Genomic DNA, 18790 nt, shown 5'->3' on the forward strand with positions numbered 1-18790 from the left:
AAGTATAAATGGAAATATTTCCAGACGTAGGAGAACTACCACTTGGTTGTGGTAGTTCTCAAGCTTTCGCCATCAGGTGCAACAGAAAGCTGTACACCTGTCACCACGCTTAAGAATAGCATCAATTAGCGTTGGTCGATTGGCACGTAATGCTGGTTGACCGGACCGATGTAGTCCGCACGTGGACGGATCAGGCGATTATTTTCATACTGTTCCATGATGTGCGCAGTCCAACCAGACATACGGCTGATCGCGAAAATAGGTGTAAACAGATCGATTTCCAGTCCCAGAGAGATGTAGACGGATGCGGAGTAGAAGTCGACGTTTGGCTTCAAGCCTTTTTCGCCTGTCACCATGTCATCGATTTTTACGGACATCTCGTACAGCTCAGGACGGCCGATTTGTGCAGTCAGCGCTTTGGACATTTGTTTGAGCCATTTTGCACGCGGGTCGCCATCTTTGTAGACGCGGTGGCCGAAGCCCATGATTTTTTCTTTGTTGTCCAGTTTGTTGCGTACATAGCCTTCTACTTTGTCCATAGAACCGATTTCAGTCAGCATAGCGGCAACCGCTTCGTTGGCTCCTCCATGCAGCGGGCCTTTCAGCGTGCCGATGGCAGATACGATACCGGAGTAGATATCTGTCAGCGTGGCAACGGTTACACGGGCAGCGAAGGTAGATGCGTTGAACTCATGGTCTGCATGCAGGATCAAAGCTACGTTGAACGCCTTGACGGCTGTCTCGGTAGGCTCTTCCCCATTGAGCATGTAGAGGAAATTCTCAGCGATGGTGTAATTCGTTTTTGGTGCGACTGGTTCCAGGCCTTTGCGCAGACGAGCGAATGCCGCGATCAGAGTAGGCGTTTGCGCCATCAGGCGAATCGCCTTGCGATAGTTGGCTTCAGGAGTCATATCTTGCGCTTCTTGGTCGTAGAGAGCTAGCGAAGAGACAGCTGTGCGCAATGCGGCCATCGGGTGAACGCCTTTTGGATAGTTGCGGATGCTGTCCAGAACTTGCGCAGGTACAGCCGCATTTTCACCCAATTGCTTTTTCAACGTTTCCAGCTGATCACGCTTCGGTAGCGCTCCATGCCAGAGTAGGTAGACAACCTCTTCAAAAGTTGCGTGCTCCGCCAATTCGTCGATGTTGATCCCGCCGTAGCAGAGAACGCCATCAACGATGGAACAGATAGAAGATTGTGCGGCAACGACGCCTTCCAGTCCACGGGTAGCTGTCATAGAATTCCCTCTCCTTTTCCACTCGAGTAGTTGATCTCTTCAGGCCTCGCTTGTCCCGATGACCGGTAAAACAGCCTGAAACAGTTCTATGAAATTGTAAGCAGCGGTTTCTTTCACCCACCACTCTTGTCTGGGAATGTATTCCACGCAAATCCTTGCCTCTCGCTGTGTGTCTGCTGGCAAGGGAAAAGATGACCAGATGGCAACGTTCCACTTTCGCATGGCGGGGTAAAGAATCCACCTTAATTCGACCCAATTATAAAAGATTATTGCGATTTTGTGAATAAGGTAAGCGAAAAAATGTTTCAAAGGATGAAACTTGGTTTTGTTTTTCTGCGTATCTTGCTCGGCCTATCCGCATGTTGCATAATAGAAAGACGTACATACTTTCAACATTTCGGTCAGAGAGGAGAGCTCATTTGAATCGGGAAAACTGGGTGGAACGCTTGTTTCAGATCATTCGTTTCTTATGGGTTTGCTTGCTTGTCTATGCAACATATTGGATTATTTCGTTCGGAACACCCTTACTTTACCCATTTCTCATTGCCTTAATCATTGCCCTCCTGATTAATCGGCCCGTTACATTCATGAGCACCAAGTTTCGCTTTCCCCGGTGGCTGTCCGTTCTTCTCGCCTTGCTGGTACTGGTGCTTGTGGTGGCGGGGGTCGCGACGGTGATCATCACGCAGACGGTCTCCGAAATCAACGATCTCTCAAAAATGCTGCCCGGCTTCGCAACAGAATTGGGAACCTACTTGCAACGCACGATTTCACAAGACTTTCTGATGGGCTTATACGATCAGATACAATGGATGTACGCCCACTTGGACCCGGAATCCAAGGATAAAATCGACAGTACTGTTCAAAGCGGGATTACATCCATCACCCAAACCGGGCAGGATCTGATGATTCGCTTCCTCAACGGTCTGAAGAACTTCTTGCTCTCGCTGCCCAATATGGCAACCGTGTCTGTCATCTCATTGATCGGCGCCTTCTTTATCTCCAAAGACTTCTATCTTTGGAAGATACGTTTTCGCCGGTTGCTGCCCAATGGCGTAAACAGCCGTGTCGATCAGGTGTTGAACGATCTGAAGGGAGCCTTGGTCGGGTTTATCAAAGCTCAGCTAACCTTGATCTCGCTCACGGCAGCGATCGTCATCATCGGTCTGTTGGTCCTGGGCGTTGACTACGCGATTACCATCGGCTTGCTCACAGGGCTGGTTGACCTCTTGCCATACCTGGGGACCGGAACCGTCTTTGTCCCTTGGATCATCTACTTGTTCTTCAAGGGCAACTACAGTCTCGTCATTGGATTGTCGATTTTGTACGGGGTCGTCCTTATTTTCCGTCAGGTGATCGAGCCAAAGGTCGTCGCAGAAAACGTCGGTCTCGATCCTCTCTTGACGCTTGTCGCACTGTTCGTCGGGCTGCAGCTGTTCGGATTCCTGGGATTGATCATCGGCCCCGTCGCGCTGGTTCTGATCAATGCCTTGATCAAAGCAGATGTTTTTTCAGATGTATGGCAATACATCAAGATAGGCCGTTTTATGTAAAAAACCGCTGGTCCAACGCTTGATTCCAGGCGAAGGCTAACGGTTTTTTCCTTTATTATCGGCGAAAGAAAAGCTGGATGCGGCCAGAGGATACCAATCTCCACAGCCACAGCTTCAACAGATGGCGCACGATCATGCGCGTATAGGGGATGAGCAGGATCAGTCCGATGACGTCGCTGAAAAAGCCTGGTGCCATCAGCAGGATGCCGCCCACAAGGACCAAAAACCCGTCGATCAGCGTCTCCGTCGGCATTTGACCGCGGGAGAGCTGAAGCTGTACAAGCCGAAATACCTGCAATCCCTGCTGTTTGGCGAGCCATGCTCCCACTACGCCTGTCAAAATAACCAGCGCTACGGTAGTCCAGCCCCCGATGACCTTCCCTACTGCAATCAATCCCCATAATTCAATAGCGGGTACCACGATGAACAGGACGATGAGGATGCGAAACATCATCGACATCCCCTCCTTTTCCTTAGAGTTGCTCTCCCTTATGCTGAGCTTCCAGCCAAGCGTATACCTCCGGCTCGGTTTTGGAGAGTCGGATCGGTCTCAAGTCGGTCGTAGTGAAGACGTGCATGGTTTTGCCTGTGACCAGCAATTCTTCGTCAGGCAACCGAACGATTTCATAAGCAAATGTAAGCCGAAGCGGACTAATCAGTTCTACATGTGTACGAATCTCGACAACGTCATCGTACTTTGCAGGCTTTTTATAGGAAATGCTGGCGTCCGTCAATGGCAGCAGCACGCCTTTCTCTTCAAGCTGCCGATAGCTAAGTCCTGCCGCTCGAATCAATTCGGTACGCCCTACTTCAAACCAGTTCAAGTAATTGGTATGGTAGACGACACTCATCTGATCAGTCTCTCCGTAGCGCACACGCAACGAATGGGTATGGATGATTGGACTCATCTGATTCGCCCCTTTCTCTCTATATCTTCATTTTACCATAGCGTCCTATTCTCAATCACCTGTGTCCTTTTTATTGGAGGTCCACGGACTGTAGTGGTGGGGAGGAAAATGGGGAAAACGCTCCACGCGGGTTGGGATCTTTGCCGGGTGCAGCACTGGCCGGCTCCACTCCAAAGGCGGAACCGCGTCCAAAAGCAGCCGATTCGAAGAAGCGGATTCAGGGTTGGACGCTGAGGGCGGGTTCCGCCTTTTCCGTTGCGCCTGGGTTAAGATCCCAAATGCCTGGCGCTTATTTCCCCATTTTCCTCACCAGCTTTCACTGGTCCCCCTGCTTTTCTTTTGGGCTTCGGTGGTGCGTTCAAGCGTTTGGAGATAAGTTCGAGGATATCGCTCTGGGTTTTCAGCTTGTTGAAACCCTACTGTTTCGGAGGAGAAGCATGTTTCCAGACGAGCGACTAGCGGAGTCCAGCCTAGCGGAACAGCGAAGCCCGGGGAAACAGAAGCGCAACCTATGAGGTAACCCCAGAGCTGCGCGCCGTTTTGCGCTTCCCCAGGGATCGCTGTGGAGCGGACAGTCTCACATCCTTGCAGGACGCAGACCGGAGCGTAGATCGGAAACATGCTTCTCCCCACTACAGCTACATTCTAGACACACATAAACCCAGTACCTATTGGCACTGGGTTTACGATCTACAGATATATAATATGGATGGACTAGCTATTATTAACGAATCGGGCAAGCTCCGCCTTCGCAGGATTCTGCCGTAGACAGATCAGCCTCTCCGCCGTTTTCGTACTGTTGCAGGATCGCAGGATCAAAAGGCTTCATGGAAGCTTTCAACTGCTCGTACTGCTCCTTCGTGCATTCTTCGTACGGAGCGAGCTGATAGTTTCCGCCATCCAGCTGCAGGAAGGAAACCCCTACAAATTGATCCCAGTTGGCGTATACGATTTCCTCGACTTCGCCCCATTCTTCGTTGCGCACGGTAATGGTGTTGGAAGAGTTGTGCTCCGTATACTCCTGTTGGAAGCGGAAGTAGGTATCAAACTGGCGCTTTGCGCTTACCTCGTTTTTGGTTTCTTTGGCTCCGGACGCTACCGGGAAGTCAATCACCAGCGTTCTCGCGTTGGCCATCCGCTCCTCGAAGGTGTCGCCTGGAGTCCCGACCTCTGGGTTAATTGTCCAGCCCAGAGCTTGTACCGCTTTAGCCAACGGATCCTGCGCGTTGATGCGAATGCGGCGGATGTAGTATGGCGAATGGGACCAGTGCAGTCCGCTGGATACTCCTCCAGCAACCTGGGAAAGCGTCCCTTCCGGCTTCACAGTCGTTACCAGCAGTGGAGAATTGACGCGCAGCTCGTACGCGTAGCGGTCTGCTTCGTCGCGGGCTGCATCGCCCAGCAGGCGCAAAAGCTCCAGCTCTTGTGCTTCGGAATAGCCCAATGTAGCGAGGGCATCCTTCACCCCTGTCAACGAAGTGCCGAGCAGACGGTCGCGCTGTTGCACGGTATCCCAGTGCGGCAATTCCAGTGTCACCAGTGTCATCCGCAGTCCGGCACGCGCCGATTTGCGCTGTGCTTCAAGCAGACCGTCCAGATCCAGGTAGTGAGAGCCGTCCGGGCTTTTCTTGACGAATTCCACCAGGTTGACGGTAGTCAGGTTGCAGACGCCATAAGAGTCGAGCAGGATCTCTGCGCAAGGGTTCAAGCCTTCCGCATTGGGACGGCGGCGGTTGGCCTCTTCGAGATTGATGAAACCAGGCTCGCCCTCCAATTGCATCAAGGTAAATACCAGATGCAGGAACTCTCTAGTCGGCTGCTTCATGAAAGCGATGGAGTTGTTGGACATGCGGCGGTGGTCCAGACCGAAACGGCCATCGCCTACTTTTTGAATGCTGTCAAACCAGACCGGCTTGTTTTCTCCCAGCAACTCTCCTACACGACGGTGGTGGGCGATCTGCTCGTCCGTCCAGAAGCCGTTGATTCCGTATTTCGCCATCATGCACTCATAGTCGTCATGGTCAAACAGGAAAATCTCCGCAGTCCGGCGAACACCGCCTACCACGACGTTGGCTCCGATCAGATTGCCGATGTCCAGGATATGTATCGGACGGACTTTGCCATACCCCTTCTCGTCGCATGCGATCGGGGCCAGATGCGGATCAATCTGGTTTTTGAGCACTTTGTCAATGCCTTCAAACATCTCGCGCAGCGGCTCATGCCCACTCGCTGTGCCGCCGAAGCGCATCAAACGCTCTCCTTTTGGACGCACGCTATTATAGGAAATCTTTACGGTATGGATGTGCTCGTACTGTTTCTCGGTCAGGATTTGCAAATACAGACGCAGTGATTCTACCCAACCTTCCTTGCTGTCTCCGACGTAAATTTTGGCAAAGCCATTGTCCAGCACATTCAGCTCGGAACGCTCAAGGCGCTGATGCTTCGGCAAAGGCTTGTACTCGGAGGAAAGCAGGGTGACATTGGTGCGGATCGGGTCAAGGCCCCGAGCCATTTCCTTGGTGCATTTGAAGCCGACGCCTGTTCCTACCAACAGCAAATAAAACAGGTCTCCCAGGTCATCCCAGGATTTGATGTTCAAAAATGAGCAGTTGAAGTTCGCCAACGGATACAGATCGGCGACGCCATTCTCCGCTCCGCCTACCCACAGTGTGCGGCCAGACAGGAACTGGCGCAGATTGAACATGTTGTCGAACAGTCCTTCTGCTTCTTCCTCCAGCTTGCGAATATCTGGATACAATCCGATCTTCTTCAGGTGTTGATAGGCAAGCTTGATATTGTAATCCACCGAACGACGACAAGTTTCCTTCCAAGTCTCTCTTCTGCCCTTTTCCGGAATAAAGCGAGAATAAGTGCGGTAGTAAACAAATTGTCCCAACGGGCTCATATGAGAGGGAAAATCTGGGTATTTCGCTAAAAAATCATCCCCTAGAAAACGAGTTGGGGTAATCGTCTCAGTGGCTAGCATATCGGTTCCTCCTTCAAATCTATCTACTCTAGTTAACCCTTTTTCCCCGAAAAACTCAATAGCTTTCCCCATATATAGTGCGAAATAATTTTCGACAACACTATATGTTGTGTATCAAACAAAAAAGTGCTTGACAAGAATTCAGGCATTTATGCCTAGTTTCGTTTTTGGACAAGCGAAGAGTTACCGAACGATTTTACCAGATCGCTCTCCTGAAAGCATCGGCTAAAACACCTCGTTAGACCCTGGAAAGTAATGGCGTTTTCTGTCGAATCAGTCTTCACAACGCATAAAAAAGAGGATGAACCAATGTCATCCTCCTTGTCTTCCGGATGAAAAATAATACTTTTTACCTAGAGAACCCGGGCATGCCCTGAATAGATGTGTCCGCGACCTGAATCGACGGTGACGACTGTTCCTTCTTTCAATAGATCGGTAGCTGCTTGGACTCCCAAGATGACAGGAACATTCAGATTGAGTCCCACAATCGCGGCATGCGAAGTAAGCCCGCCTTCCTCGGTAATGACGGCTGCAGCCTTCTGGAATGCCTCGATCATATCGGAATCAGTGCCAATCGTAACCAGGATCGAGCCTTCTTCAGTCTTTTCCAGTGCTTCCTGGGCGGAACGGGCGACGACAACCTTGCCGGAGACGACTTTGCGTCCGATGCCTTGTCCTTTTGCCACGATATCTCCAATCACGTGAATTTTCATCAGATTGGTCGTCCCTACTTCACGCACAGGCACGCCTGCCGTAATGACAACCAGATCCCCATGGCGGACGTAGCCGCTCTGCAACGACTCCTGGACAGACCTGTCCAACATCTCGTCAGTCGTATGGGCGATCTCACCCAGAACAGGGTAGACGCCGTTGACGAGCGCCAGGCGGCGGATGACGCCGGCATGCGGGGTGACGGCAACAATCGGTGCCTTCGGACGAAACTTGGAGACCATTCGCGCGGTATGGCCGCTCTCTGTCGCGGTGATGATCGCGGCTGCGTTCAGGTCCAGTGCGGAGCTTGCCACTGCTTGGCTGATCGCATCTGTGATCGTGACATGCTTCATGATCATTTGCTTGTGCAGGATTTCCCGATAATTGAGCTCCTGCTCGGCACGTAATGCGATCCGATCCATGGTCTCGACGGATTCCACCGGATACTTGCCTGCCGCCGTCTCACCGGAGAGCATGATTGCGTCTGTGCCGTCGAAGATCGCATTGGCAACATCGCTTGCCTCCGCTCTCGTCGGACGAGGATTGCGCTGCATCGAATCCAGCATTTGAGTCGCCGTGATGACCGGTTTTGCCAGCTCATTGCACTTTTTAATCAGCTGCTTCTGGACGAGGGGCACTTCCTCAGCGGGAATCTCTACTCCTAGGTCGCCACGCGCCACCATGATACCGTCGGATACGACCAGGATTTCGTCGACATTGTCCACGCCCTCCTGATTTTCGATTTTGGCGATAATATCAATCGATGCGCCGTGCTGCTCCAGAATCTGCCGGATCTCCAGGATGTCTGCGGCTTTGCGCACGAAGGAGGCCGCGATGAAATCGACGCCCTGCTTGATCCCGAACTCTATATCTTGTGCGTCCTTTTCTGTGATCCCTGGCAGATTGATGCTGACGCCTGGGACGTTGACGCCTTTTTTGCTTTTTAAGGTGCCGCCGTTTTTAATCAAGCAGACAATCTCAGTAGGACGTACTTCCTCGACTGTCAGACCGATCAGTCCGTCATCGATCAAAATGGTATCGCCTGCCGCCACATCGGCTGGCAGCTCTTGATACGTAATGGAGACGCGCTCCGCATTCCCCGCCACATCTTCGGTCGTCAATACAATCCGGTTTCCTTCGATCAATTCAACCGCATCGACTTCGAGGGAGCCTGTACGGATTTCGGGTCCTTTGGTATCGAGCAGAATCGCCACAGCCTTGCCTGTCTGTCTGGAAGCCTCGCGGATATTTTCGATACGAGCAGCGTGCTCTTCATGCGAGCCATGGGAAAAATTGAGCCGAGCTACATTCATGCCCGCGTCAATGAGTTTTTTCAGGGTTTCTACGGACTCGCTTGCAGGTCCGATGGTGCATACGATTTTTGCCTTTCTCAACATACTTTCTGCCTCCTCTGTGCTCCCTGCCTGTCATCCAAACCTAAATGGACAGTGTTCTGGCCAACTGGTAAATGGATAAATCCAGGCGATGCTTTTTCGCCAGCGCTTCCTTGAAATCCACGTCTACAATCTGGTTGTTCTGAATGCCGACCATGCGATCCCGCTTGCCTTCCAGCAGCAGATCGACAGCCGCTGCGCCCATCCGGCTTGCCAGCATGCGGTCCATCGCAGTAGGGGAACCTCCGCGCTGGATGTGTCCGAGAACTGTCACTCGCGTCTCCCAGCCCGTAGCTTTGGTGATCGCTTCGGCATAGGATGTCGCGCTCCCGACGCCTTCTGCCACGATGATGATGGAGTGCTTTTTCCCGCGCCGCTGTCCCGCGTGAAGCCGTTCCAGGATGTCATCCATGCTCTGCTCTGCTTCCGGAATGATAATGGATTCCGCTCCCGCCGCAAGCCCTGCCCACAAAGCAAGATCTCCGGCGTCTCGTCCCATGACCTCAATGATGTACGTACGCTCATGGGAGGTCGCGGTATCACGTATTTTATCAATCGCATCCACGATGGTGTTGAGGGCGGTATCGAACCCGATGGTAAAATCCGTGCAGGGGATGTCATTATCGATGGTCCCTGGTACTCCGATCGTGGGAATTCCTTTTTCCGTCAACTTCTGTGCACCGCGAAACGAACCGTCTCCGCCGATTACGATCAGACCTTCTATGCCTTTGTTTCGTAATTGCTCGACGGCTTTTTGCTGGCCTTCCTCGGTCTTGAAGGCCTCACTGCGCGCCGAGTAGAGAATGGTGCCGCCGCGATGGATAATGTCGCCGACCGAGCCGAGACTCATTTCTTCAATATGACCGTTCATCAAGCCTTCATACCCGTGATACACCCCATGCATCTGCACATTGTGATAGGCAGCCCGGCGAACAGCGGCCCGCACTGCAGCATTCATGCCCGGCGCATCCCCACCGCTGGTCAGTACAGCAATCTTTTGCATGGAATCATCCCCTCCATCCATCTAGCATGTCTTCCAACTGGCTTCAGTATGTACCAAAGCGGCTATGAAACATGCTGTATCAGTTGCATTTCGATATCTGTTATACTCTTTTTTCCTTTGTGCCATACTTTTTCAAAGAACTGGCAAAAGCTTTATCCGATTACGATTGTAGCAGATAATCCTTATAGAAAAAAGCAAAAAAACGCCCCCTGCCGATTACAGGGAGGCGTACTCACCAATCTGTTTGAACTTTTCATAACGATCCTGTACTAATTCATCTGGAGACAATTGGCTGAGCTGTTCCAGTTGCTCTACCAGGACGTTTTTCACCGATTCAGCCTGCTTGGCTACATCGCGATGAGCGCCGCCAAAAGGCTCCGGGATAATCCCGTCGATGACACCCAGCTGTAGCAAATCAGGGGCCGTGATCTTCATGGTTTCTGCTGCGCGCATGCCCAAGCTGGAATCTCTCCAGAGAATCGCTGCCGCACTCTCAGGCGCGATCACGGAGTAATAGGAATTCTCCAGCATGAAGACTCGATTGCCGACACCGATCGCCAATGCACCGCCACTGCCGCCTTCCCCGATGACCACACAGATAATCGGCACGCCAAAAGTAGCCATCTGACGCAGATTGCGTGCGATCGCTTCGCTTTGCCCCCGCTCTTCTGCCGCTTTGCCCGGATACGCGCCGGACGTATTGATAAAGCAGATGATAGGACGGCCAAACTTGTTTGCCTGCTCCATGATCCGCAAGGCCTTGCGATAGCCTTCCGGATGAGCCATTCCGAAGTTTCTGCGGATATTGTCTTTCGTGTCCTTCCCCTTCTGGTTCCCGATGATCGTCACCGGACGGCCATCCAGTCTGGCAATTCCGCCGACGATGGCCTGATCATCACCGAAAAGGCGATCGCCATGAATTTCCATGAAATCCGTAAAGAGAAGCTGAATATAGTCCAGGGTTGTCGGCCGCTCGGGATGGCGGGCAAGCTGCACACGCTGCCAAGGCGTGAGATTGCCGTAAATCTGATCGGCCAATTCCTTCGCTTTTTGTTCCAGACGCTTTACTTCATCGGAGAAGTCGATGCCCTTCTCCTCGGTGAAGCGGCGCAATTCCTTAATCTTGTCGTGCAATTCTACGAGAGGCTTTTCAAAGGGGAGCTCTCCTGCCATGTTTCCACTCCTTCCCGTGGCGTTGACGTGTGCATTTCAACCAGCTTCGCCAGCGTACTGCGCATTTCCTTGCGGTGAACAACCATGTCCAGTTGTCCGTTTTGCAGCAAGAATTCCGCGGTTTGGAAGTCTTTTGGCAACTCCTGGCGAATTGTCTGCTCGATTACACGCCGGCCAGCAAACCCGATCATCGCGCCCGGCTCAGCGATATTGTAATCGCCCAGTGAAGAAAAGCTCGCCGACACACCGCCAAAAGTAGGGTTGGTCAGAACGGAGATGTACAACAACCGCTCCCGGTCCAGCTTGGCCAATGCCGCACTCGTCTTGGCCATCTGCATCAGACTGAGGACACCTTCCTGCATCCGCGCTCCGCCTGAAGCAGAGAACAAAATAAAGGGCAGTCGACGGTCGATCGCCCGCTCAATTGCACGCGTAATTTTTTCTCCCACGACCGAACCCATGCTCGCCATGCGGAAGCGGGAATCCATCACTCCGACGACAATGCGGTTGCCTTCGAGCAAGCCTTCTCCGGTCACGACCGCTTCGTTCAGATTGGTGTTCGCCATGTCCTGCTCCAGCTTCTCCAGATAGCCCGGGAAGCCGAGGGGATTGGAGGTAATCAAATCCGTGTCAAATTCTTCCGTCAGTACACCGTCATCCAGCAGCAAGGCCAAACGCTCCGGAGCAGAGATGGAATAGTGATACTGACAGCCCTTGCATACGCGCAGGTTCTTCTCCAAGTCTTTGGAGTAGTGAATCGTCCCGCAGTGCGGGCATTTATTCATCAGTCCTTCCGGAACTTCCTTCTCACGTACGCCCGCTTCTTTGGCTTGATCGCCAGAAGCGGGGACACGTGTGAGGTTTTCCGATGGGACGGTAGCAAATTTTCGCTTTTTGCCGAAAAGGTCTTTCAGCACCTTTGCACCCCACCTTTCTCTTCAGTGAAGGATCGTGCCAAGTACATCCTGGACCTCTTGAAGCTCGCTTTCGGGGACGAGAATCTCGAATTGCTTGGAAACCTTCGCCTCCCGAACCTTGACCAGGAATCCTTCATCTGTCAAACGTTGCTGTATCCGTTCTGCTATTTTTGCGCTAGGAGCGATGTAGATGACCGTCCACATGCTGGCTTCCTCCTTCATCCTCCAATACAGGTCTGGATCATCATATCACAGCCCAAACGCAAGTCGCAAATGGGGGAAATCATAGCTTGCTGTTCTCCAAATGATGCCTCATTTTCTCTACAGCTACCTGGACATCCCCCGCTCGGATTGCAGCCATGATCTCCCGATGCTCCTGCAGCGCAGCCTTCGCCCTGCCTTCGCGAGACAGAGATTCGACGCGTACGCTGTTGCTGTATTCGACCAGCGGCGCCCAGATGCGGTGAAGGATCGAGTTGCGGCTCGAACGGCAGATTACACGATGAAACTGGTAATCTTCCTCCGCGGGAACCTCTCCACGCGCTACCCGCTCCTCGGCAGCAGCCAGGATCCGCTCCATTTCCTCAAAATGCTTATCCGTCGCACGACGGCACGCCAGACGAACTGCGTCCAACTCCAACATTCTGCGCATCTCGATCAAATCCTTCTTGGACTTGCCATCCTGCAGAATGAAAAAACCGAGGATATCGATCAAACGATTATGCCGATAATGCTTGAGAAATGTGCCTTCCCCCCGGCGCGTCTCGATCAATCCGAGCAGCTCCAGGGCGCGCAACGCCTCTCTTACGGAAGAACGACCTGCACCTAGTAGTTCCGACAGCTCCCGTTCAGACGGAAGCTTGTCGCCAACCCGCAAGTTGCGCTCCTGTACAATCTGATGGATGTGCAGGAGAATCTCCTCGTACACCTTTCGCTCTTGGGAAGAGTCGAGCACCCTGAATCCTCCTCACTGGAACTTCTGTCGCCTGCACCTAGGCGAGCTGCATACAGCTCGCATGGCAAGCATCAGGAGTCTGACTGGCTTTTACACTTCCTGATAGGAAATCGCAGTCAGTTTTTTGGTTTTTTCTTTGACAGCCTCTGGATCGACAGTGATCCGTGCTACTCCGCTCTCCATCGCCGCTTTTGCGACAGCTGCCGCCACATTTGGCGCGACGCGCGGATCGAATGGTCCTGGAATAACTTTATCAGCCGACAGCTCTTCTGGAGAGATCAGATCGGCAATCGCGTACACAGCGGCGCGTTTCATCTCTTCGTTGATCATGGTCGCACGCGTATCCAATGCACCGCGGAAGATTCCCGGGAACGCGAGGACGTTGTTGACCTGGTTCGGGAAGTCGGAGCGTCCTGTACCGACGACAACGGCTCCAGCCGCTTTTGCATCGTCCGGCATGATTTCTGGATTTGGGTTTGCCATCGCGAAGATGATCGGATCGCGGTTCATCGAACGCACCATCTCTTGCGTAACAGCGCCCGCTACGGATACGCCAATAAACACGTCTGCGCCCTTCAGCGCATCTGCCAGGTCGCCTTCCAGCTTGCTGCGGTTCGTGATTTTTGCCATTTCTTCCTTGACCGGATTCATCCCGAATGGACGGCCTTCGTATACGATACCTTTCGTGTCGCACATGATGACATCCTTCACGCCCATCGATACAAGCAGCTTGATGATTGCGATACCAGCAGCACCTGCGCCATTGGCTACGACGCGAATATCCTCCAGCTTTTTGTCAACCACGCGCAGGGCGTTGATCAGTCCTGCTGCAGTTACGATAGCCGTACCGTGCTGATCGTCGTGGAATACTGGGATGTTGGTCTCTTTTTTCAAGCGATCTTCGATTTCAAAGCAGGCTGGAGCTGCGATATCCTCCAGATTGACCCCGCCAAAAGTAGGCTCCAATAGTTTGACTGTTTCTACGATTTTGTCCACGTCTGTCGTGTTCAGGCAGATCGGGAAAGCATCTACGCCGGCAAAAGACTTGAACAATACCGCTTTCCCTTCCATGACTGGCATCGCTGCTTCCGGACCGATGTTGCCGAGGCCAAGTACTGCTGTACCGTCACTGACTACTGCGACCAGATTACCCTTCATGGTGTATTCGTACACTTTGGATTTGTCGTCAAAAATATCTTTGCACGGCTCAGCTACACCTGGAGAATACGCCAGGCTGAGATCGCGTGCGTTGCGTACGGGAACCTTCGTTACTGCCTCCAGCTTCCCTTGATTCATTCTGTGAAGCTCCAATGCTTCCTCTCTGAGATTAGACATCAAAACCACTCCATTTCGTGTTTTTCTTTTTGTCATTTCGTTCGGTGTGAAAAAACCGCTTATCCATATTCACCATCAGAAGTGGTCTGACCACTTTTTTGATTATGCTCCCATTATAGCAAAACCCGTTGTCCTGTAAACCTGCTGAAAAGAGCAAAAAAGGGAGGACATGGTTCATCCTCCCTGATTTATGGGCAATTCTTTCTGAATTACGCTGTCAGGACCCAAAATTTCTCTCGCTTTCTCCAAAAATGACGCATCTACGTCAACGCGGTTGGCATCCGGCAAGCGAATCGTCTGTTTTTTTCCCTCGTAGTAGAGTATCACAGGAATCGTTCCTTTTTTTTCGACAAACAACCGATGAAGCTGCTGCAACGTCGAATCCTGCTCCTGTTCGGGAGCGATTTTGACAAAAAGGACAGGCTCTGTCGAAGGCTGGGACAATTCTTTGGGGAGCGCATCCGCATCCCAAAAACGGGAAGCAAGCAGCTTGACCGTATCGTCCTGATGATCGATGCGAGCCTCGGCGATCAGCATGCGTTCCTTGACCAGCAACTCCGCGTATTTGGCGTAGACCTGCGGAAACACGACCAATTCTACCTGTGCCGTTTTGTCCTCCAGGGTGACAAAGGCCATGGGATCGCCTTTTTTCGTCTGGATGCGCCGTTCATGCGCAATCATGCCAAACACCTTGACCGTCTTGTCACGGGGCAATTCTGCCAGGGAAGCCAACGCCGTCACCTCTGGCCGATTAAACAGATGCGCATACTGATCCAAGGGGTGACCCGAGAGGTAGACACCGAGCAAATCACGCTCCTCCTGAAGCTGCTGGGAACGGGAAAATGGAGGCACCTCGGGATATTCAGACGGCTTCCGCACTGTCGCCCCGCTCTCGTCTCCAGCGAAGAGATTCATCTGGTCTGCATCCCGCTCAATCCGCTTGCTGTTGGCCTTGCCGACCGCTTCATCGAGCAGGACCAGCAGTTGGCTGCGGTGTCCCGGCAAGGAATCCAGGGCCCCGCACAGCGTCAGCGACTCCACTACGCGGCGGTTGACAAGCCTGCCGTCCACACGGGCACAAAAATCAAAGACGTCCCGGTACGGTCGATGCGCCCGCTCCTTGACGATGGATTCAATCGCGCCGTAGCCGACGTTTTTCACGGCAGCCAGTCCAAAACGGATGGCTTCCTGCTCCACCGTAAAAAACGCCTCGCTTTTGTTCACATCCGGAGTGAGGACAGCCAGATGCAAACGTCTCGCTTCCTCCGTATATTCGGCGATGCGGTTCTGGTTGCCGATCGACAGAGATAGCAGCGCCGCCATGAACGCAAGCGGATAGTTGGCCTTCAGATACGCCATCTGATAGGAGATGATGGCATAGGCGACAGAGTGCGCCTTGTTGAAGCCATAGTCGGCAAAGCGAACGATTAAATCGTAGATCTCGTGGCCCAGCTCTGCTCCATATCCCTGTCTGACGCAGCCGGCAACGAATTTCTCCCTTTGCTCCGCCAGCAGCTCGCGTTTTTTCTTGCCGACGGCACGGCGCAAAATATCTGCCTCGCCCAGACTGAAGCCCGCAAGCGTAGAGGATATCTGCATAATTTGCTCCTGGTAGATCATGAAACCATGTGTTTCCTTGAGAATCGGCTCCAGCACCGGATGGGCGTACGAGACTTTGCTCTCCCCGTACTTGGCGGCAATGTATTGCGGGATGATCTCCATCGGACCCGGACGGTACAAGGCCAGAACGGCGATAATGTCGTCCAGGTCAGTTGGCTTCAGTTCGCGCAGGACATTGCGCATACCGGCAGACTCAAGCTGAAAGATGCCTGTCGTCTCTCCCTGCGAGATCATCTGGAAGGTCTTAGCGTCGTCGGTCGGGATCTTGTCCAGGTCGAGCCGCTTCCCTTGCTGCTCGATATGCCGCAGCGTTTCTTGGATAATGGTCAGGTTGCGCAAGCCGAGAAAATCCATTTTCAACAGGCCGACTTCTTCCAGGATCTCCATCGGATACTGCGTCAGGGCAAGACCCTCGTGTCCGGTCTGGAGTGGGACATAGTGTGTCAGCGGATCGCGCGAGATCACAACCCCCGCAGCATGGGTGGAGGCGTGGCGCGGCAGTCCTTCCACGCCCTTGGCAGCTTCGATGAGCTGGGCTGCTTGCTTGTTTTCGGCACAAAGTTTGCCGATATCGGGATTGATCTGCATGGCCTTGTCGATGGTCATGCCGGGCGACTGCGGGATCATTTTTGCTACCCGATCGACCAGCCCCAAGGAAAGACCCAATGCTCGCCCGACATCGCGCACCGCAGCCCGGGCAGCCATGGTCCCGAACGTAATAATCTGCGCGACACGATCATGGCCGTATTTGTTCGCGACATAATGAATGACTTCATCTCTTCGTTCAACGGAAAAATCAATATCGATATCCGGCATCGTCACCCGCTCAGGATTGAGGAAGCGTTCAAAAAGCAGATTGTAGCGCAGCGGATCGACATTGGTAATGTTCAAGACATAAGCGACGAGACTGCCTGCTGCAGAGCCGCGTCCAGGTCCTGTCGCAATCCCTTTCTCATGGGCGTAGCGCATAAAATCCCAGACGATGAGAAAATAGTGGGTAAAACCTGTTCGCGTGATGATCGACAGCTCATGCTCCAGGCGCTCTCTGACTTGCGGGCTGATCTCTCCATAACGCGCCAAACAGCCCTTTTCACAAAGCTGACGCAAAAATTGTGTCGGATCCTCCCCATGCGGCAACGGATATTCCGGTAAAATATGCTCCCCGAAGACAAGCTCCAGCGAGCAGCGCTCGGCGATCTCGACTGTACGGGAAAAAGCATCAGGCGCATAGGCAAACGATGCTGCCATCTCCTCCGCGCTTTTCAGGTAGTATTGATCCGTCTCGTAGCGCATGCGATTCTCTTCCCCGACGGTTTTGCCCTCTCCGATCGCGAGCAGAGTATCGTGGACGATGTGATCCTGCTGGCGGACGTAATGGACATTGTTAGTCACTACCAAAGGAATGCCGGTTTCCTCGCTTAGCTTGACGAGACGGGTATTCAGTCTTCGCTCGATTTCCAGTCCGTGATCCTCAAGCTCCAGATAGAAATGATCGGGTCCAAAAAGCTGCGCGTACCATAGCGCCGCTTCTCTTGCACCGCCCGCATCTCCCTCAAGCAAAAGCCTTGACACCTCTCCGTGCCTGCATGCACTGAGTGCAATCAAGCCTTTGCTGTGTCGAGCCAGCACCTCTTTGTTGACGCGCGGCAGGATGTAATCTCCTTCTGTATGGGCAATCGTCGCCAACTGCAGCAGGTTGCGGTACCCCTCTTCGTTTTCGGCGAGCAAAACGAGGTGGCTTGGCGCAGGAGCATTTCTCACCCGATCCTGAAGGTTTCCGTCAATCAGGTAGATTTCCATGCCGATGATCGGCTTGATCCCCGCATGCTTGCATGCTTGATAGAACGGGATTGCCCCGTACAGGTTGGCATGATCGGTAATCGCCAAAGCTGGCATGCCCAATTCCGCTGCTCGCGCTACCAACTGATCGATTCGCGCTGCCCCATCAAGCAGGCTATATTCTGTATGCACGTGCAAATGAACAAAGGCGCTCATCGTCTCCTCTTCCTCTCTTGCTATTTGTTCTTCTATTATACCGTTACGAAAACGTCGAGTCGCACAATCACTTGCTCCTCATGATTCTTCCAATGTCGACGTCAGCCATTTTTCAAACTTGTTTGCACTCATGATTTCGTGCGTGATAAATTCTCCATCATAAAAAAGTCCAAAAGTAGTCCAGACGGTTGGGGCTTGCTGAGCCTCTTCTCTGGTTGTCAACCGAACGGTCCGAAAGCTGACCCCTCGCCTGTCAGCTACTTCCCGCAAATCTTCCAAAACGCCGACCGCGAATGGACATTGGGCCGTATAATAAATCGCAACGCCCTTTTCCTTGCTGGTGCCTTGTTGCACCTGACGTGTAAATGAAGGCAGCACGGCACGGTCATTCAAGGGCAAAGCCGCTAATTGAAAGTAAGGCCGAGCTTCATCCACGATGCTGAATCCCATATGTTCAAAGAAACGTTTCTCACTCAAAAAGGGAAGTTTTTTTGCTCCTACGATATGTACAAGACCATCCATTCCACGTGAGATGGCATCTTCCTTGCATTTTTGCAGCAAAGCTTTTGCGTAGCCGGAGTCTTTATATTTGCCGGAGACCCATAGACAGTTCACGTACATATAGTTGGGGGCATGTATAGGAACCCAAGCCATCTCAGCCGGCAAATACTCGATGAAGACTTTTGCCCGTTCGTTCAAGCGGTAAAATACTAATCCCTCATCCATCCGCTCCGACAGCCAACGCTTCTTTTCTTGCACTGCCTGCTCGTATTGCTTTGCACCCAAAGCGCAGCACAGATGTTCACGATCGATATTGTCTTTCGTCAATTGCAGGTAAGCCAATTTCCCGCCCCCTTCGTATTTCCCTCATAATCTTGCCTACTCTTATTTGATCAGATTTTCCGACACAAAACAAGAACGAATGTTCTCTTCTGATTCATTGCCTTCCCGACCGTCATCTGATAGGATAGAACAAGATTGCTAGAGAGGATGACGTTTTCG

The 18790-nt window shown here is 52.5% G+C and carries 14 protein-coding genes; 1 reads left to right on the forward strand and 13 read right to left on the reverse strand.

Translation table 11 applies throughout. The annotated features are described in order from the left end of the window. Positions 1-125: 125 nt before the first annotated feature. Positions 126-1238 (reverse strand): citrate synthase, encoded by a 1113-nt coding sequence (gene citZ, locus T458_RS35840; RefSeq protein WP_023555843.1) that lies wholly within the window; start codon positions 1236-1238, stop codon positions 126-128. Between the two features lie 419 nt (positions 1239-1657). On the opposite strand from citZ, the gene ytvI reads away from it, so the two are divergent. Continuing rightward, positions 1658-2791, forward strand: a complete 1134-nt coding sequence (gene ytvI / locus T458_RS35850; protein WP_023555845.1) for a sporulation integral membrane protein YtvI — start codon at positions 1658-1660, stop codon at positions 2789-2791. Between the two features lie 55 nt (positions 2792-2846). Here ytvI and T458_RS35855 read toward each other — a convergent pair whose 3' ends face one another. The 12 genes from T458_RS35855 to T458_RS35920 all read right to left on the reverse strand — a co-directional run bounded on the left by T458_RS35855 (position 2847) and on the right by T458_RS35920 (position 18631). After that, on the reverse strand, positions 2847-3242 hold the full coding sequence (locus T458_RS35855; protein ID WP_031305491.1) for an FxsA family protein: 396 nt from the start codon (positions 3240-3242) through the stop codon (positions 2847-2849). A 22-nt stretch (positions 3243-3264) separates the two neighbouring features. After that, positions 3265-3699, reverse strand: a complete 435-nt coding sequence (locus T458_RS35860; protein WP_023555847.1) for an acyl-CoA thioesterase — start codon at positions 3697-3699, stop codon at positions 3265-3267. Positions 3700-4423: 724 nt separating this feature from the next. Next, the gene (gene nrdJ / locus T458_RS35870; protein ID WP_023555849.1) at positions 4424-6685 is read right to left on the reverse strand and encodes a ribonucleoside-triphosphate reductase, adenosylcobalamin-dependent; all 2262 of its coding nucleotides are present in this window, start codon (positions 6683-6685) and stop codon (positions 4424-4426) included. A gap of 353 nt (positions 6686-7038) precedes the next feature. Further along, entirely contained in the window at positions 7039-8793 is a 1755-nt protein-coding gene (pyk, locus tag T458_RS35875) for a pyruvate kinase (RefSeq protein ID WP_023555850.1), read from the reverse strand. Between the two features lie 40 nt (positions 8794-8833). Beyond that, complete coding sequence (gene pfkA / locus T458_RS35880) at positions 8834-9793, reverse strand: 6-phosphofructokinase (protein ID WP_031305492.1); 960 nt, start codon at positions 9791-9793, stop codon at positions 8834-8836. Between the two features lie 216 nt (positions 9794-10009). After that, positions 10010-10966, reverse strand: coding sequence for an acetyl-CoA carboxylase carboxyltransferase subunit alpha (locus tag T458_RS35885; RefSeq protein WP_023555852.1), 957 nt, complete (start codon positions 10964-10966; stop codon positions 10010-10012). Continuing rightward, positions 10930-11883, reverse strand: a complete 954-nt coding sequence (gene accD / locus T458_RS35890) for an acetyl-CoA carboxylase, carboxyltransferase subunit beta (protein ID WP_023555853.1) — start codon at positions 11881-11883, stop codon at positions 10930-10932. Before accD ends, T458_RS35885 begins: the two co-directional genes overlap by 37 nt. A gap of 21 nt (positions 11884-11904) precedes the next feature. Next, entirely contained in the window at positions 11905-12087 is a 183-nt protein-coding gene (locus T458_RS35895; protein WP_023555854.1) for a hypothetical protein, read from the reverse strand. Positions 12088-12166: 79 nt separating this feature from the next. Next, entirely contained in the window at positions 12167-12838 is a 672-nt protein-coding gene (locus tag T458_RS35900) for a FadR/GntR family transcriptional regulator (protein ID WP_023555855.1), read from the reverse strand. Positions 12839-12928: 90 nt separating this feature from the next. After that, complete coding sequence (locus tag T458_RS35905) at positions 12929-14173, reverse strand: NADP-dependent malic enzyme (RefSeq protein WP_023555856.1); 1245 nt, start codon at positions 14171-14173, stop codon at positions 12929-12931. 174 nt (positions 14174-14347) lie between these two features. Next, the gene (locus tag T458_RS35915; RefSeq protein ID WP_023555858.1) at positions 14348-17788 is read right to left on the reverse strand and encodes a DNA polymerase III subunit alpha; all 3441 of its coding nucleotides are present in this window, start codon (positions 17786-17788) and stop codon (positions 14348-14350) included. Between the two features lie 78 nt (positions 17789-17866). After that, a complete protein-coding gene (locus tag T458_RS35920; protein WP_023555859.1) occupies positions 17867-18631 on the reverse strand; it encodes an N-acetyltransferase in 765 nt (254 codons plus the stop codon). Between the last annotated feature and the right edge of the window lie 159 nt (positions 18632-18790).

The sequence above is a fragment of the Brevibacillus panacihumi W25 genome (assembly GCF_000503775.1).
GTDB classification, from domain to species: domain Bacteria; phylum Bacillota; class Bacilli; order Brevibacillales; family Brevibacillaceae; genus Brevibacillus; species Brevibacillus panacihumi_A.

Coding starts and splice junctions, on each gene's coding strand:
- citZ (WP_023555843.1), bottom strand. CDS start 1,238: ATGACAGCTACCCGTGGACTGGAAGGCGTCGTTGCCGCACAATCTTCT.
- T458_RS35855 (WP_031305491.1), bottom strand. CDS start 3,242: ATGTTTCGCATCCTCATCGTCCTGTTCATCGTGGTACCCGCTATTGAA.
- T458_RS35860 (WP_023555847.1), bottom strand. CDS start 3,699: ATGAGTCCAATCATCCATACCCATTCGTTGCGTGTGCGCTACGGAGAG.
- nrdJ (WP_023555849.1), bottom strand. CDS start 6,685: ATGCTAGCCACTGAGACGATTACCCCAACTCGTTTTCTAGGGGATGAT.
- pyk (WP_023555850.1), bottom strand. CDS start 8,793: ATGTTGAGAAAGGCAAAAATCGTATGCACCATCGGACCTGCAAGCGAG.
- pfkA (WP_031305492.1), bottom strand. CDS start 9,793: ATGCAAAAGATTGCTGTACTGACCAGCGGTGGGGATGCGCCGGGCATG.
- T458_RS35885 (WP_023555852.1), bottom strand. CDS start 10,966: ATGGCAGGAGAGCTCCCCTTTGAAAAGCCTCTCGTAGAATTGCACGAC.
- T458_RS35895 (WP_023555854.1), bottom strand. CDS start 12,087: ATGTGGACGGTCATCTACATCGCTCCTAGCGCAAAAATAGCAGAACGG.
- T458_RS35905 (WP_023555856.1), bottom strand. CDS start 14,173: ATGTCTAATCTCAGAGAGGAAGCATTGGAGCTTCACAGAATGAATCAA.
- T458_RS35915 (WP_023555858.1), bottom strand. CDS start 17,788: ATGAGCGCCTTTGTTCATTTGCACGTGCATACAGAATATAGCCTGCTT.